The sequence below is a fragment of the Brevibacillus fortis genome (assembly GCF_003013395.1).
GTDB lineage: Bacteria > Bacillota > Bacilli > Brevibacillales > Brevibacillaceae > Brevibacillus > Brevibacillus fortis.
In genome coordinates this window covers 583,115-597,330 of sequence record NZ_PXZM01000003.1, presented here as the reverse complement: position 1 = coordinate 597,330, position 14,216 = coordinate 583,115, and the positions used below count along the sequence as shown (strand labels likewise).

Annotated in this window: 16 protein-coding genes; 12 read left to right on the top strand and 4 right to left on the bottom strand. The window is 46.7% G+C overall.

From position 1 onward, the window contains the following. The first annotated feature begins 93 nt into the window (after positions 1 to 93). Positions 94 to 1,173 (top strand): undecaprenyldiphospho-muramoylpentapeptide beta-N-acetylglucosaminyltransferase, encoded by a 1,080-nt coding sequence (locus C7R93_RS04555; RefSeq protein ID WP_106837670.1) that lies wholly within the window; start codon positions 94 to 96, stop codon positions 1,171 to 1,173. 71 nt (positions 1,174 to 1,244) lie between these two features. Then, a complete protein-coding gene (locus tag C7R93_RS04550) occupies positions 1,245 to 2,075 on the top strand; it encodes a lipoate--protein ligase family protein (RefSeq protein ID WP_106837669.1) in 831 nt (276 codons plus the stop codon). Between the two features lie 55 nt (positions 2,076 to 2,130). On the opposite strand, the gene dat is transcribed toward C7R93_RS04550, so the two are convergent. Beyond that, positions 2,131 to 2,982 carry a D-amino-acid transaminase gene (gene dat, locus C7R93_RS04545; RefSeq protein WP_106837668.1) on the bottom strand — a complete coding sequence of 284 codons (852 nt, stop codon included), beginning with the start codon at positions 2,980 to 2,982 and terminating at the stop codon, positions 2,131 to 2,133. Between the two features lie 318 nt (positions 2,983 to 3,300). Here dat and C7R93_RS04540 point away from each other — a divergent pair, with 318 nt between their 5' ends. After that, entirely contained in the window at positions 3,301 to 4,638 is a 1,338-nt protein-coding gene (locus C7R93_RS04540) for a M28 family peptidase (protein ID WP_106837667.1), read from the top strand. A gap of 121 nt (positions 4,639 to 4,759) precedes the next feature. Here C7R93_RS04540 and C7R93_RS04535 read toward each other — a convergent pair whose 3' ends face one another. Next, positions 4,760 to 5,767 (bottom strand): hypothetical protein, encoded by a 1,008-nt coding sequence (locus C7R93_RS04535; RefSeq protein ID WP_106837666.1) that lies wholly within the window; start codon positions 5,765 to 5,767, stop codon positions 4,760 to 4,762. 156 nt (positions 5,768 to 5,923) lie between these two features. On the opposite strand from C7R93_RS04535, the gene C7R93_RS04530 reads away from it, so the two are divergent. From C7R93_RS04530 to C7R93_RS04520, 3 genes are all read left to right on the top strand, one after another. Further along, entirely contained in the window at positions 5,924 to 6,487 is a 564-nt protein-coding gene (locus C7R93_RS04530) for an NADPH-dependent FMN reductase (RefSeq protein WP_106837665.1), read from the top strand. 99 nt (positions 6,488 to 6,586) lie between these two features. Beyond that, a complete protein-coding gene (mntR, locus tag C7R93_RS04525; protein WP_106837664.1) occupies positions 6,587 to 7,018 on the top strand; it encodes a transcriptional regulator MntR in 432 nt (143 codons plus the stop codon). A 120-nt stretch (positions 7,019 to 7,138) separates the two neighbouring features. After that, a complete protein-coding gene (locus C7R93_RS04520) occupies positions 7,139 to 8,068 on the top strand; it encodes a patatin-like phospholipase family protein (protein ID WP_106837663.1) in 930 nt (309 codons plus the stop codon). Between the two features lie 41 nt (positions 8,069 to 8,109). On the opposite strand, the gene C7R93_RS04515 is transcribed toward C7R93_RS04520, so the two are convergent. Both C7R93_RS04515 and C7R93_RS04510 read right to left on the bottom strand, forming a co-directional pair. Beyond that, entirely contained in the window at positions 8,110 to 8,469 is a 360-nt protein-coding gene (locus C7R93_RS04515) for an ABC transporter C family protein (RefSeq protein WP_106837662.1), read from the bottom strand. 36 nt (positions 8,470 to 8,505) lie between these two features. Beyond that, the gene (locus C7R93_RS04510) at positions 8,506 to 9,453 is read right to left on the bottom strand and encodes a DUF1385 domain-containing protein (protein ID WP_106837661.1); all 948 of its coding nucleotides are present in this window, start codon (positions 9,451 to 9,453) and stop codon (positions 8,506 to 8,508) included. A gap of 124 nt (positions 9,454 to 9,577) precedes the next feature. Here C7R93_RS04510 and C7R93_RS04505 point away from each other — a divergent pair, with 124 nt between their 5' ends. The 6 genes from C7R93_RS04505 to tnpB all read left to right on the top strand — a co-directional run bounded on the left by C7R93_RS04505 (position 9,578) and on the right by tnpB (position 14,107). Next, complete coding sequence (locus tag C7R93_RS04505) at positions 9,578 to 10,090, top strand: YqhR family membrane protein (protein WP_167402430.1); 513 nt, start codon at positions 9,578 to 9,580, stop codon at positions 10,088 to 10,090. A gap of 156 nt (positions 10,091 to 10,246) precedes the next feature. Then, entirely contained in the window at positions 10,247 to 10,687 is a 441-nt protein-coding gene (gene aroQ, locus C7R93_RS04500) for a type II 3-dehydroquinate dehydratase (protein WP_106837659.1), read from the top strand. Between the two features lie 28 nt (positions 10,688 to 10,715). Further along, positions 10,716 to 11,786, top strand: coding sequence for a M24 family metallopeptidase (locus C7R93_RS04495; protein WP_106837658.1), 1,071 nt, complete (start codon positions 10,716 to 10,718; stop codon positions 11,784 to 11,786). Between the two features lie 41 nt (positions 11,787 to 11,827). Beyond that, positions 11,828 to 12,385, top strand: a complete 558-nt coding sequence (gene efp / locus C7R93_RS04490; protein WP_106837657.1) for an elongation factor P — start codon at positions 11,828 to 11,830, stop codon at positions 12,383 to 12,385. Between the two features lie 223 nt (positions 12,386 to 12,608). Next, a complete protein-coding gene (tnpA, locus tag C7R93_RS04485; RefSeq protein WP_146142406.1) occupies positions 12,609 to 13,013 on the top strand; it encodes an IS200/IS605 family transposase in 405 nt (134 codons plus the stop codon). A gap of 2 nt (positions 13,014 to 13,015) precedes the next feature. Continuing rightward, on the top strand, positions 13,016 to 14,107 hold the full coding sequence (gene tnpB, locus C7R93_RS04480) for an IS200/IS605 family element RNA-guided endonuclease TnpB (RefSeq protein WP_106837655.1): 1,092 nt from the start codon (positions 13,016 to 13,018) through the stop codon (positions 14,105 to 14,107). Positions 14,108 to 14,216: the final 109 nt, after the last annotated feature.

Sequence of the window (14,216 nt, the reverse complement as noted above, 5' to 3'; positions counted from 1 at the left end):
ATTCCAGGAAAAGTCGCCTGTTGTTACGGGCGGCTTTTCTTTCCGTTTGGTGCTATCATGGGGGAAGAAGAAGCAGGGGAGGGTTCGAGCTGAATGAAGAGAAAAATTGTCTTTACTGGTGGCGGTTCGGCAGGACACGTCACTGTGAATCTTGCGCTCATTCCCCATTTTATCAAGCTGGGTTGGGATGTTGCCTACATAGGTTCTGCGACAGGAATCGAACGAGAGTTAGTCGCCAGCCATCCGGATGTTCGCTATATAGGCATTTCTTCGGGGAAGCTGCGACGTTACTTCGATTGGAAAAACGTGAGTGACCCGCTGCGAGTCCTCAAAGGCATTTGGCAAGCTTCTCGCTTTCTTGGCAAGTGGAAGCCGGATGTGATTTTTTCCAAAGGAGGCTTCGTTTCTGTACCTGTAGTGTTTGGGGGCTGGGTAAACCGACTTCCTGTCGTCATCCATGAATCTGATCTGACGCCTGGTCTCGCTAACAAGCTGGCTGTCCCTTTTTCCAGTAAAGTGTGCGTAACTTTTCCAGATACGCTTTCGAAAGTGCCGAAAAACAAAGGGATTCACGTAGGCGCAGTCGTGCGAGAAGAGCTGAAACAAGGTCGAAAAGAAGCAGGGCTGGCTTATTGCTCCTTTTCAGCCAAAAAGCCTGTCCTACTTGTCATGGGTGGGAGCTTGGGAGCACGGAGAATTAACGAGGCAGTGCGTGGTACATTGCCCTCCTTGCTAGAGCATTTTTCGATCGTACATATCTGCGGCAAAAATCAAATCGATGAAACGATTCAAATGGCAGGCTACAAACAATTCGAATATGTACAGGAGCAATTGCCAGACCTGCTGGCGATGGCTGATCTTGTCGTGTCACGTGCAGGCTCCAATGCGATCTATGAGTTTTTAGCCCTGCAAAAGCCGATGCTCTTGATCCCGTTGTCCCGTGAAGCAAGTCGGGGGGATCAGATATTGAATGCGCAGTCTTTTGAAAGGCAGGGCTTATGTCATGTGCTGCTGGAAGAAGAGCTGACGGATGAGCGCTTTTATCGAGCAGTGAATCACTTGCATAAGAACAGGGAGACCATCTTGGAGCGAATGCGCGAAGAAAATGAGCAGAAAACAGATGCATTGGCGCAGGTCATGGTTATTTTACAGGAGACGGCCCGTTCAAATTAGCCCATCAAAAGCTTGCCGTCCTTCGTGCCAGAAGCGTACAATGAAGGCGTTGTGAATGAGGAGGTACATAGATGGAACAGTGGCGCTATATCGTGACGGAAGCAATGTCACCCGCGATGAATATGGCAGTAGATGAAGCAATTTTGCAGTTGCACAGTGAGGGGAAGGTTCCCCCGACCGTTCGCTTTTACACGTGGGACCCGGCGACACTGTCGATTGGTTATTTCCAAAAGGCAATCAAGGAAATCAATCTGGAGGAAGTTCAAAATAGAGGACTGGGCTTTGTTCGCAGAGCAACCGGAGGGCGTGCTGTTCTGCATGATCAGGAGCTGACATACAGTGTCATTGTATCCGAAGACCATCCGAAAATGCCCTCAAGTGTGACGGAAGCCTACAAAATCATTAGCTTGGGACTGCTACACGGATTTCAAAACCTTGGACTCTCAGCGGAAATGGTCTCGCTGGCGAGTGAAGAGGAGAAGGAAAAGTACAATTCTCCAGGTTCATCTGCTTGCTTCGATTCGCCTTCTTGGTATGAACTCGTAGTAGAGGGGAAAAAAGTAGCGGGAAGCGCTCAGACCCGACAAAAGGGTGTTATTCTTCAGCACGGCTCCATTCTGCTTGATATGGACGTAGATTTACTATTCTCGCTCTTACATTTCCCATCGGAGCGGGTAAAACAACGGATGATCGATAGTTTCCGCCAAAAAGCAGTGACGATCAACGAAGTAAGCCCTCGGCCAATCAGTCTCCAAGAATCCATCGAGGCGTTCTCGAAAGGCTTTGCATCCGGATTGGAAGTGGAATTGATTCCGTCAACGCTAACGGATGAAGAACTCGCTTTGGCAGAAGAACTCGTGAGTACGCGCTATGCCACAGACGAATGGAATCTGCGTCGTTAATCAATAAAGAAAAGCTCTCTCGGATGGAGGTTCATACCGGGAGAGCTTCTTTTCATTATACGAGTACACTTGTGTTGATATGCTGTTCAAACAAGTCTTGTAGTTTAAGTATGACAGGTCCTGGGTGTCCGTTGCCGACTGCGGCGCCATCTACCGAGATGAGCGGCATGATTTCCGCGGTCGTGCTGGTGAGGAATACTTCATCGGCTTGTTGCAAGAAAGCAATGTCGAATGCTTCTTCATGTACGGTGATGCCATTGTCCCGAGCCAAATCAATGACTACTTGGCGAGTAATTCCGTGCAGGATCAGATTGTCAGCCTGATGCGTATACAGCTCGCCATTTTTCACGACGAACAGATTGGAGGCGCTGCACTCTGTGATGACGCCGTTACGGTGCAAAATCGATTCTTGGGCACCTGCATCCTTTGCGTATTGTTTGACAAGAACAGCCCCCAACAGATTGAGCGTTTTAATATCGCAACGCAGCCAGCGGATATCTTCGACGAGCTGAGCTGTCCAGCCTTTTTTCATATCAGCGACAGGGCGGTCCTTGCTACGGACAAAGCCCATGATCACAGGCTTGATACCAGACGGGATATCGTGTACACGCGGTGAGGCGCCACGAGATACTTGCAGGTAAAGGCTGGCGTCGTCATTCTCCGTGATGTTGTTCTTGGCGATCAACTGATTGGCTAAGTCAGTCAGTTCTTCATGGCTCCATGGAAGCTCCATTTTTATTTCTTTGGCACTTCGGAACAAACGGGTGAGATGACCATCCCATTGGTACATGCGCCCTTTATAAATACGTACTACCTCATATATGCCATCCCCAAAGTTATAACCACGGTCTTCTGGATCAACAGCCACTTGCCCATCTTCTACCCATTTGCCATCTACATACAGCATGGTACTTCCCCCTCAATGGATTCCAATCCGTTTCTTTCAAACGGTTTTTTTGTTGATTCCACCTTAGCAAAAGGGAAGGACATAGGTCAATTTGAAAGTCGCCTTTTCTTTATCAATAATTTTACGTAAGAAAGTACCTTTCTATTAAGAATTCATATGGAGGGAAGTCACTCGAAAAATCGACGTTTTGGGAGAAGGAAAACGAAAGCTGTCCGGCGGTGGCGCAGGATGATGTTATTTGACTAACTATTCTGACTAGACGCTACTTGTCATAACCGCCCATAATAAATGCAAAGAGCGAAGGAAAGGGAGAATGCCATGCGATTTGTCCGTCATTATGCGCTATGTGCCTTGCTTGTCTGTGGAACGATATTGCCGTTACCTTTCCTTTCAGATCATGCTCATGCAGAGGAAAATCAAGATTGGATCGATAGTGAAAGTCTGTACAGCCATGTCGAGCAACTGGCAAGAACAGCCCGTCCACCTGCTACAGAAACGGAATTTGCAGCAGCTGTCTATGTGGAAAATACTCTTCGTTCTTACGGGTACACGACCAAGCTCGATCCCTTTTCTTATTATACGTATCGAAAACCTACTACTCTATCACTAACCATGGAAGAATGGCCGGATCAAAGATGGACAGCGAGCGGATTTGCTTTTGGGATCAATGGAACCGCGACAGCAGAAGTGGTGGATGCAGGCTTGGGAAGAGCGGTTGATTTTGCGAATGATGCATCTCGGGGGAAGATTGCCTTGGTCAAACGAGGAGAGATTCCGTTCGGAGAAAAAGTACGCCAAGCAGCGGCTGCCGGAGCCGTTGCTCTTATCATCTGGAATGATCGAGTGGAAGGCTGGAATGCTTCGCTGGGCGAACCGTTAGATATGGCTGTTCCTGTGATAGCTTTGTCCAAGGCTGATGGCTCGAAGCTCCAAAAACGCATTAGGGACAACTCGCACATAAAGGGAACCGTAAAGGTAGAAGGAGCCATAACCAGCAAACAAACCTCGTATAATATCGTGGCAAGCAAAAAGCCCAATCAAAACGACACGGGGCAAGTCGTCATGGTATCCGCTCATCATGATTCCGCTGGGTTGTCGGCTGGGGCCAATCACAATGGCTCTGGTGTAGCAGCCTTACTTGAAATAGCGCGTAATATGGCTGACAAGCCGATCGATACCGAAGTGAGGTTCGTAAGTTTCGGTGGTGTTACTTCGGGAAGCAGAGGCCCGATAGCATATGCGAATTCCTTATCAGTCAAAGACCGACAAGCCATGATTGCAGCCTTTTATGTCGATGGAGTTGGCAGTCAAAAGGCAGAGTTGGTTGCAACCAATTCGCTGGGCAACGAAAATTTGCCAATCCAACTCCTGAGAGAAGCAGGGGTGTCTCCTTCCGACAAGGAAAGGACGCGAGAACGAAATGGTGCAACGGGCTTTTTGGCCGCAGCAGGTATTCCTACGGCTCTTGTGACGAATGCAGGGTCGGGACAAGCAACAGAGGACTCTTTAGCGCAAATTGATCGGGAACAAATAGCAACAGCAGCAAAGGCGGTCCTTTCAGCAATCCACAAAATTACGGAACAAACAACGCCACCTTATCCGATGGGTTCTCCAAGTGGGGGACAGCTGAGAGCGGAGAGTGAGGCTTTGCAGTAACCGTCTCCTTTGGGGGACGTTTTTATTTGTGGTAAAATAAAGAGCGGTTAGCTGCTAGGCTTCACGAAAAATGTGGTCAAGAGTTTTCTTGACCACTGGGAAGCTTGTTTTTTATTTGTGCTCAATTCTGACGCTTCCAAACGTACCAGCCCATTAAGAACATGCCGCAATAGGTCGCTGCACTGGCGATCATAGAAATACTCCACGGAACAACGAGTGGGAGCAGTGAGAATACAAGGACGGTAAGCAGCATGACGACGATCAACGGCAGCATTTGCAGATGTTGACGGGTTGCAATGGGATGTGTCAACGAGTAGAGTAGGGCAGCGAGAATGACTCCGCCATGCACAAGGGAGAGGATAGCAAGGAGCCAATCGCCTCCCGTCATCAGTTGGACTAAAATTTGCTTGATGGGCAGCACAGAGGCGTGGGCATCATGCCAATGGGCAAGAAGGATGGCTTGACCTAACATCGTAAACAAAAGGAAGATTCCAGCTCCTAAGATTGCCCCCATCCGAACAGTTCGCTCATGGGATGCATGTACTGCCAGTGGCAGAGTCGTAGCCAAGCTGATGAGAAAATGCAAGGCAAGGAAAAATACAGAGTGAATTAGCCAGTTCACATTCATCTGATAACCCAAGCTCGGTATGGGAACATGGGATTGTGCGCTGAAAATCAATCCGAATAATAATAAACCGATTGACAGAGATAGGGCTGTTGCAGTGACAATCCATCTCCAACGATTTATGATAAAGAAGATGGCTGTAATGGACAGAAGGATGAACCAGAGTGGAGACAACTCCTCCAAGAGGAAATCTGCCTGTTGGCCAAGCATGACTCCTGTATAGCCCAATAGCAGAATGTGGGTGATGACAGATAGGCTAGAAGCGAACGCTTCACCACACAATACATAGTACAGCTCGTACAGGGAGCGAATTTGCTTGCGATGGCAAAAGGTCAACAGCTGGACACCGAACCATCCGAGGCCAAGAGCCGCAAGTGCAATGCCAATCGTCCCCCAGGAACCGAAATAAGTAAAAAAGCGTAACCACTCATATCCACCCAAATAGAATCCGCCTAACGCAGACCCTGCAAAAAGTACGGCGATATGCCAAGCGACTTTGTCCATAGGCATCATCCTCACTTGCAACTTGGTACAAGTGTATGAGACAAACAGGTATGTTCAGAACACACGATATTAAATAAACATATATGTTTACAAAATATACTTAATGGAATATAATGATGAACATACCAGTATTTAGATTATCGATGGGGTGAAACCATGAAAATTGTAGGAATAGCTGGAAGCATGAATGCCAATTCTACGACAAAACAAGCGATTCATATTGTACTCGAAGCAGCGAAGGCTGCAGGTGCCGATATTGAAATGATCCATCTCGCGGACTGGAAGCTGCCGCTGTATGATGATCGTGACGATACCAGTACGTATCCTGAAATTGTCCATCAATTTGTCAAAGCGGTATCTGACGCGGATGGGCTTGTGATCGGTTCGCCTGAATACCATGGCACAATGACAGGCGCTTTGAAAAATGCCATTGACTTCCTGGAAGCCCGTATATTGCGCGACAAGCAGGTTGCCATTATTGGCGTCGCTGGGGGAAGCATGGGTGCTACGAACACGGTCAACACCTTGCAGTTAATCATGCGCAACCTGCACGCATGGCCATTGCCATCTAGCCCTTCCATCCCAAGTGCTTACAATGCCTTTACACCAGAAGGCAAGCTGAAGGATGAGCGTTTGCAGGCACGCATGGAGCAGTTGGGAGAACAACTCGTACAATATGTCCAAATGATGAACCCAACACGAGAAAAACAGCTGCGATAGGTACTTTTTGCTTGCAAATGGTTCTCATTACACGGTATCATATTTCTACGTGCCTTTTTTGGCTAGATGAAATAACGGTTTGGAAATGAGGGGTTCACAATGCCGCCGACGCCGAGTATGGAAGACTATTTGGAACGCATTTACAACTTAATTGAAGAAAAGGGCTATGCTCGTGTCTCCGATATTGCTGAAGCGTTGGAAGTACATCCCTCTTCGGTCACGAAAATGGTTCAGAAGCTGGACAAAGACAAGTATTTGGTCTACGAAAAATACCGTGGACTTGTCTTGACACCAAAAGGGAAGAAAATCGGAAAACGCCTAGTGGACCGTCACAGTCTGCTGGAAGAATTTATGCGGATCATTGGCTTGGATGAAGAGCATATTTATAAGGATGTGGAAGGAATCGAGCACCATCTTAGCTGGGAATCGATTACATGCCTGGAGTATCTGGTTCAGTACTTCGAGGCAGATCCAAAGCGAATAGAAGAGCTTCGTAACATTCGTTTGTTAGATGAGCAAAAAGAGGAATAGTCTATATCTTTATCGTATTATAGCGCAAGCCGACCAGGCTTGCGTTTTTCTTTGTGGTAACGGAAAAGCTGTCGTCTTATACATGGAAAATGGAGAGGAATTTTAGGGAGGGGAAACAAGGTGAAAGCGGATGCGGTCTTTGAAGGTGGTGGCGTAAAAGGAATCGCGTTTATCGGTGCCTTGCGAGTCATGGAGGAGAATGGATACACATGGGAAAGACTCGCTGGTACCTCGGCAGGCTCCATTGTAGCAGCTTTGCTCGGCGCAGGCTACTCCAGCCATGAATTGAAACCGATCTTTGAAGAGCTGGATTACCTACACTTTCTCAAGCGCTCAGGGCTGGGCAGGCTCCCTCTCATCGGACCACTCTATGAACTAGTCGTGCGGGAAGGGATTTATCGAGCAGATCGAATCGAGTTGTTCATAGAGGATTTGTTACGGAGAAAAGGAGTTCGAACATTTGGAGATCTTCCTCCTGGTAAGCTGAAAGTTGTCGCATCAGATGTCACTGACGGAAAAATGCTGATACTTCCCGACGATTTGGCACGGTATGGTGTAGAACCAGATCATTTTCCTGTGGCACGAGCGGTTCGCATGTCTTCGTCTATTCCGTTCTTTTTTCAGCCTGCAAAGCTGGCAAGTGCTGGACATGTCCACTACATCGTCGATGGCGCATTATTGAGTAACTACCCCGTGTGGTTATTTGATGTACCGGGGACACCGCGGTGGCCGACGATTGGTTTTCGCCTAAGTGATGACCAAGACAAGAGAGAAGCGACGAGCATCAATGGCCTTTTTTCCTTCTCGAAGGGATTGCTTGCGACGATGCTAGATGCGCATGACCGCCTGTATGTAGAAAAGGCGAAAGCCGTTCGGACGATTTTCATTCATACGTTAGGGGTGAGGACCACCGAATTTCAGCTATCAAAAGAAATGAGACATAAACTGTTTGAATCAGGGGAGGCAGCGGCTCACAAATTTTTGGCACAATGGGATTTTGAAGATTACGTCAAAGTGTTTCGCAATAGCTCTCCGAAAATGCTGGTTTAATAAAAAAACAGGTCGCCGATTCAGGCAACCTGTTCTTGTTTTTAGTGGGAGATATTATTTTGCGATTTTTCGTCTTGCTTCTCTTTTTGCTTTCCTTTGCTGCCTTCGATCACACGAAACGGATGATCTTTTCTCGGGGTAGTCGACTGCTTCTTCACAGCTTGCCGAGAAATGGAGGGCTTTGGCTTCACCTTGGCCTTCGGTTGTCTAGGTTTGCCAGAGCCTGCGCCTTGTGAAAAGAAGGAGCCGGTTTGTAAATAGTTGCGCACGACCAAGAAAAGTACAACGGATAATCCCAGGATGACAATCGTACTGACAGGATCATTGATGAGCGTCATCAAAAATCCGTAAATCGCCAATACCATCACTATCATTATCACTGGTGGAATGCGGCGTAACATAGGGCCTCACCTCTATGGGAATAAAAATGCCTCACGTTATCCGGTCGTAACCATTCTTTCCTGCACGTGCTTCTGATCAAGCTCCCGCATCTTCTGGAACGAAGCGATGGCTACCTCGACTTGGCTGTCATCTGGTTCACGAGTTGTGATCTTTTGCAGCCACAATCCTGGATAACCAAGGTAACGTAGGACTGGTACATCACGGAGCTTGTTTGTCCACTGCAAAACTTCATAGGATACACCGATGACCAGTGGCAAAAGAACAATGCGTTGTACGACCCTCTCCGTCAGGGAGTCATAACTGAATAACGAATAAATCACAACACCGACCAGCACCGAGAAAATGAGAAAGCTACTCCCGCAACGGTAATGCAGGGCGGAAAATTTTTGTACATTGGCTACTGTTAATTCTACCCCGGATTCGAATGCGTTAATCACTTTATGCTCAGCCCCGTGGTATTGAAAAAGCCTTTTAATCAACGGAGCTTGTGCAATGGCTGTAATGTAACCGAGGAGGAGCAAGATTTTAAATCCGCCTTCAGCCAACGTTTGAGGAACGCCATCCGGTACCCATTTACCGAGTAAGAAATCGGCCAGAAAAACGGGAACGAGTGTAAACACGAATTTGCCGAACAGGAAGGAAAGTACCCCGACGACAGCAACACCTAAAATCATGGTGAGCTTCGATGGACTTTCAGAAACCTCTTCTCCTGACTCCATACTGTATTGTTCAGAGGCGAAGTTGAGATGTTTGGCCCCATTGGCGCTGGCTTCGACCAAACCAACAATCCCACGCAATAACGGAATCTTTTTTAGCGTAGTAATCCATTTATATTCCGATCTTGGGGATTCAAAATACTCAATTTCATGATTTTTTTTGCGAACAGCTGTAACAGTCATGGTTTTGCCACCGAACATAACTCCTTCGATGACGGCCTGACCGCCGTAGCTAGGTACGTTTTGTTGCGCCAATACAATCACCATCCTTACTACTATATTAACGGAAATGGCGACTTGAAGCTACAAGGAGTTCGCACTTTTCCAACAAATGTAAAGCAAAAGTGAAAAGCTTTGAGGAAGAGCATACTACAGAACAGAGGTGATGGAAATGGAAGTAAGCAAAACAGGACGGAAGCACAAACAAGCACGAGTATCCCAAACGGAGGAAAGCAGGCAAGGGAGTAAAAGACTCTCGACTTCAAAGATTTTGGAGGTCGCTTTCTGGGGAACAATCATTTGGGGGCTCATTCGCTTGATGGCTCACTTTTTGAACATGACCCCGTACGGAGTCGGAGCGTTTGCACGCCCCTTTATCAGTATTGAGGATGAAAATACGTTTGCGAGCTTGTGCCTTGGTGCCATCGTGCTGTTCGTTGAAACAGTCGTTGCTTCATTTGTGTTCAGCTTGCTTTTTAGCCGGATCCGTGCATGGTGGCTAGGACTCGTCTACGGGGCAGTCATGCTAGTAATAGCGGGCTTCTTCTTTCATATCGGAAATTGGGAAGTAGCCACTTTGAGTACGGAAGGGGCTTGGTATCTGACGTTTGGCTTGTTCATCGGGATGACAATCATGCTCGAGCAATCAGACGAGAATCATGCTTGGAATGAGTCCACAAGGTAGGAGGATTTCTCCTTTCCTTGTCAAAATGGATGTAACAATGTTTAAAATGTTGTCTAGATGAATGCCCACTATGGAACCAGGACGGCTTGTGGTAAAATGTTTCATTAGTAAAAAAACTTTTTTCGAAGAATGTAGATGATGGGGGAGGAATGGTCGATGACTTCCGTTTTGTTACTGAACGGGCCCAACCTGAACTTATTGGGGACAAGGGAGCCGGATGTTTACGGAAGGGAAACGCTGGAAGATGTGGTAACAATCCTGACGGGTGTCATGGATGAGTTGGGCGGAGTGCTTGAGCATCTCCAATCGAATCACGAAGGTGTCCTCATCGACGCGATTCATCAGGCGAGAGGTGTCCATGACGGCATCTTGATCAATCCAGGGGCTTTTACACATTACAGCTATGCGATTCGAGACGCATTGGCCAGTGTGGCTCTGCCAACGATTGAAGTACATATTTCCAATATTCATGCACGAGAAACATTTCGCCATCACTCGGTCATCGCTCCTATTGCGATTGGACAAGTTGTCGGGTTGGGAATCGATGGATATGAATGGGCGCTAAGAGCGCTCGTCCGTAAAATCGAAAAAAAATAAAAGCTTTCGAAAAGGGGAAAAGGCAGCCATGAAACAACGTCTGCATAAATTGCGCGAGGCACTTACACAAGTTGGAGCAGAGGCGTTTATTACCGAAAAAACAGAGAACCGCTTCTACCTGAGTGGTTTCACTGGATCAACGGGATGGGTGATTGTCACCGAGACAGAGGCGTTTCTCGTCACTGACTTCCGCTATGTGGAACAAGCGCAAGAACAAGCACCTGATTTTACGGTAGTAAATAACGAGCGAAAAGCTGTTGAAGCCATCGCAAAGCTCCTGCAAGAGAAAGGGATCAAGCGCTTGGCATTCGAGAGCAGCGTGTCTTTTAGCACCTATCAGGAATGGAACAAAGGATTTGACGGAGTGGAGCTGGTACCAACAAGCGGTCTGCTTGAAAAAATCCGTATGTATAAAGACGACTCCGAGATGGTCATTATTCGGGAAGCGGTTCGTATCGCAGAAGCTGCGTTTACACATATTCAAGGCTACATCAAGCCAGGTGTGCGCGAATCCGATGTTGCTTTGGAATTGGAATACTTCATGCGCAAACAAGGAGCGACGGGCTCTGCCTTTGATATGATCGTAGCGTCGGGTGTACGCGGCGCTTTGCCACATGGACGTGCGTCCGAGAAAGTGATTCAAGCAGGGGAAATGGTTACGCTCGACTTTGGTGCTGCTTATCAGGGTTACAATTCTGACATCACACGTACGTTGTCCGTCGGAGAGCCAGACCCGAAAATGCGAGAAATCTACGAGATCGTTTTGCGTGCACAGTTGGCAGGCTTAGAAGCATTGAAGCCAGGTGTATCCGCAAAAGATGCGGACGCAGCAACGAGAGATATCATCACAGCAGCAGGCTATGGCGATGCCTATGGACATAGCGCAGGTCACGGTCTCGGACTGGAAGTTCACGAGCTGCCAGGGTTGTCGACCGTAAGCACCTTCGTATTGGAGCCAGGTATGCTCGTTACGATGGAGCCAGGCATTTATGTAACAGGTCTTGGTGGCGTGCGCATCGAAGACGATGTGTGGATTACAGCTGATGGTCACGAGAACCTGAACAAGTCCACGAAAGAGTTGCTCATTTTGCCTGTGTAATTTATACTTATTCTGTTATTGATTGATTTGGGAGGACTACCATGATCTCTGTAAACGATTTTCGTACCGGTTTGACAATCGAAGTGGATGGCAATATTTTTACCGTGCTAGAATTCCAACACGTAAAACCAGGTAAAGGTGCGGCATTCGTTCGCTCCAAGCTGCGTAATCTGCGTAGCGGCAACACGACAGAAATGACCTTCCGCGGCGGCGAAAAAGTAAACCCTGCTCGGATTGAATCCAGCACGATGCAGTACCTGTATGCTAGTGGCGATGAATACACTTTCATGAATACTGAAACATTCGAGCAAATGACGTTCACTCAAAAACAAATCGAACGTGAACTGCGTTTCCTCAAGGAAAACATGAACGTGCAAATCATGCAGTACAACGGAGAAACAATCGGTATTCAATTGCCGAATACTGTTGAACTCGTTGTAACAGAATGTGAGCCAGGTGTAAAAGGTGACACTGCTTCTAACGTAACAAAGAAAGCGACCTTGGAAACTGGTTTCGTAGTAAACGTTCCTCTCTTCGTAGAAGAAGGAGAGCGTCTGATCATCGATACTCGTACGGAAGCATACGTTTCCCGCGCGTAAAAGTACGGATTGCAAGAAAAGCTGTGCCCATTTGGGTGCAGCTTTTTTTTATCACTCGTGCCGTAAAACCCCTTGCTTTAGCTATGGGGATATAAGGCACTTTGCTCTGCATCCCCTGTAGGGGGTGCTAAGAGCAAACAAAAATAGTCCTTTTTTTGCAGATCTCTGTTAGATATGTCTTCTCTATCTAACGAAGTGGTATAATTAACCATAGGTGATGGTTTTGAGTAGATCAGTGGAAAGTAACCATAATGTCGTATTTGACTGTAAATATCTCGTTGTTTTTTGTCCGAAGTATCGTAAAAAGGTTTTGAAAGAGCCAGTAGACATTCGATTAAAAGAGTTGTTTCTTGAAAAGGCAGTGGAACTACGTGCGGAAGTTATTGAAATGGAAATCATGCCTGATCATGTTCATTTGCTCATCAAATGCGATCCGCAATTCGGAATCCACCGAGTCGTAAAACATTTGAAGGGCTATACATCCAGAGTGTTGCGGATGGAATTTAGACATCTCAAAAGCAGACTTCCCTCGCTATGGACAAACTCCTACTTTGTTGCAACGGTTGGCACGGTGCAACTCGATGTGATTAAGAAATACATGGAGTCTCAAAAAGAAAGGAATGATTGAACTTGCACAGAGCCTACAAATTCCGTTTGTATCCAAACAAAGAACAAGCAACGCTCATCAACAAGACAATTGGATGTACTCGCTTTGTATTCAATCACTTTCTTGCGAAACGAAAAGATGCTTACGAACAAGAAAACAAAACGCTGAATTACAATGACTGTTCTGCTTTGCTCACGCAACTCAAAAAAGAAATCGAATGGTTGAAAGAAGTGGACTCCACTGCCCTGCAATCAACCTTAAAAGATTTGGACTCCTCATACAAAAAGTTTTTCAAAGAGAAAAAAGGCTATCCCAAATTCAAGAGCAAGAAGAACCCAAAGCAATCCTATACATGCAAGATGAACATCAAAATAGAAGGGAATCGCATCAAACTTCCTAAGCTGGGATGGGTATCGTTTGCTAAATCCAGAGAAGTTGAAGGGCGAATCCTATCGGCTACGATTAGATGTAATCCTTCAGGTAAATACTTTGTGTCCGTATTGTGTGAAACAGAGAGTAAATTACTCCCAAAAGTAGAACAAACAGTTGGGATTGACCTTGGGATCAAGGATTTCGCTATTCTCTCTACTGGTGAGAAGGTGGCAAACCCCAAATACTATCGCAAGTATGAAAAACAACTGGTGAAGTGGCAACGGATTCAATCTCGTAGACAAAAAGGCAGCAACAACCGGAACAAGGCGCGTATCAAAGTAGCTCGACTCCACGAAAAAATTGCAAACACCCGTAACGATTTCCTACACAAGCTGTCAACCAAGCTGATCAACGAAAGCCAAGTGATCTGTTTGGAGGACTTGCAAGTGGAAAATATGATCAAAAATCACAAGTTAGCCAAATCCATTGCAGATGCTTCGTGGTCGATGTTTCGTACGATGCTGGAGTATAAGGCAGAATGGTATGGAAGAAAGGTCTCCATTGTTGGAAAACAATTTCCTTCAAGCCAGCTCTGCTCAACTCCAAACTGTGGATACCGCAACAAAGAAGTGAAAAGTCTCAACTTGCGCAGTTGGATATGTCCGAACTGTGGCATACAACATGATCGTGACCAAAACGCTGCTATCAATATTGAGCAAGAAGGACTTCGATTGTTGGCGTAGTCAACTAAACTGTGGGACACACAGGGATAGCTTGGTAAAATTCACTCCGTTAGGGGTGACTACCCAAGAATCCCCCGCCTTTAGGCATGGGGAGTGTCAAGCAATTACA

Excerpts from the sequence above, each read along its gene's own strand:
- C7R93_RS04555 (WP_106837670.1), top strand. The coding sequence starts at position 94 with ATGAAGAGAAAAATTGTCTTTACTGGTGGCGGTTCGGCAGGACACGTC.
- C7R93_RS04550 (WP_106837669.1), top strand. The coding sequence starts at position 1,245 with ATGGAACAGTGGCGCTATATCGTGACGGAAGCAATGTCACCCGCGATG.
- dat (WP_106837668.1), bottom strand. The coding sequence starts at position 2,982 with ATGCTGTATGTAGATGGCAAATGGGTAGAAGATGGGCAAGTGGCTGTT.
- C7R93_RS04540 (WP_106837667.1), top strand. The coding sequence starts at position 3,301 with ATGCGATTTGTCCGTCATTATGCGCTATGTGCCTTGCTTGTCTGTGGA.
- C7R93_RS04535 (WP_106837666.1), bottom strand. The coding sequence starts at position 5,767 with ATGGACAAAGTCGCTTGGCATATCGCCGTACTTTTTGCAGGGTCTGCG.
- C7R93_RS04530 (WP_106837665.1), top strand. The coding sequence starts at position 5,924 with ATGAAAATTGTAGGAATAGCTGGAAGCATGAATGCCAATTCTACGACA.
- mntR (WP_106837664.1), top strand. The coding sequence starts at position 6,587 with ATGCCGCCGACGCCGAGTATGGAAGACTATTTGGAACGCATTTACAAC.
- C7R93_RS04515 (WP_106837662.1), bottom strand. The coding sequence starts at position 8,469 with ATGTTACGCCGCATTCCACCAGTGATAATGATAGTGATGGTATTGGCG.
- C7R93_RS04510 (WP_106837661.1), bottom strand. The coding sequence starts at position 9,453 with ATGGTGATTGTATTGGCGCAACAAAACGTACCTAGCTACGGCGGTCAG.
- C7R93_RS04505 (WP_167402430.1), top strand. The coding sequence starts at position 9,578 with ATGGAAGTAAGCAAAACAGGACGGAAGCACAAACAAGCACGAGTATCC.
- aroQ (WP_106837659.1), top strand. The coding sequence starts at position 10,247 with ATGACTTCCGTTTTGTTACTGAACGGGCCCAACCTGAACTTATTGGGG.
- C7R93_RS04495 (WP_106837658.1), top strand. The coding sequence starts at position 10,716 with ATGAAACAACGTCTGCATAAATTGCGCGAGGCACTTACACAAGTTGGA.
- efp (WP_106837657.1), top strand. The coding sequence starts at position 11,828 with ATGATCTCTGTAAACGATTTTCGTACCGGTTTGACAATCGAAGTGGAT.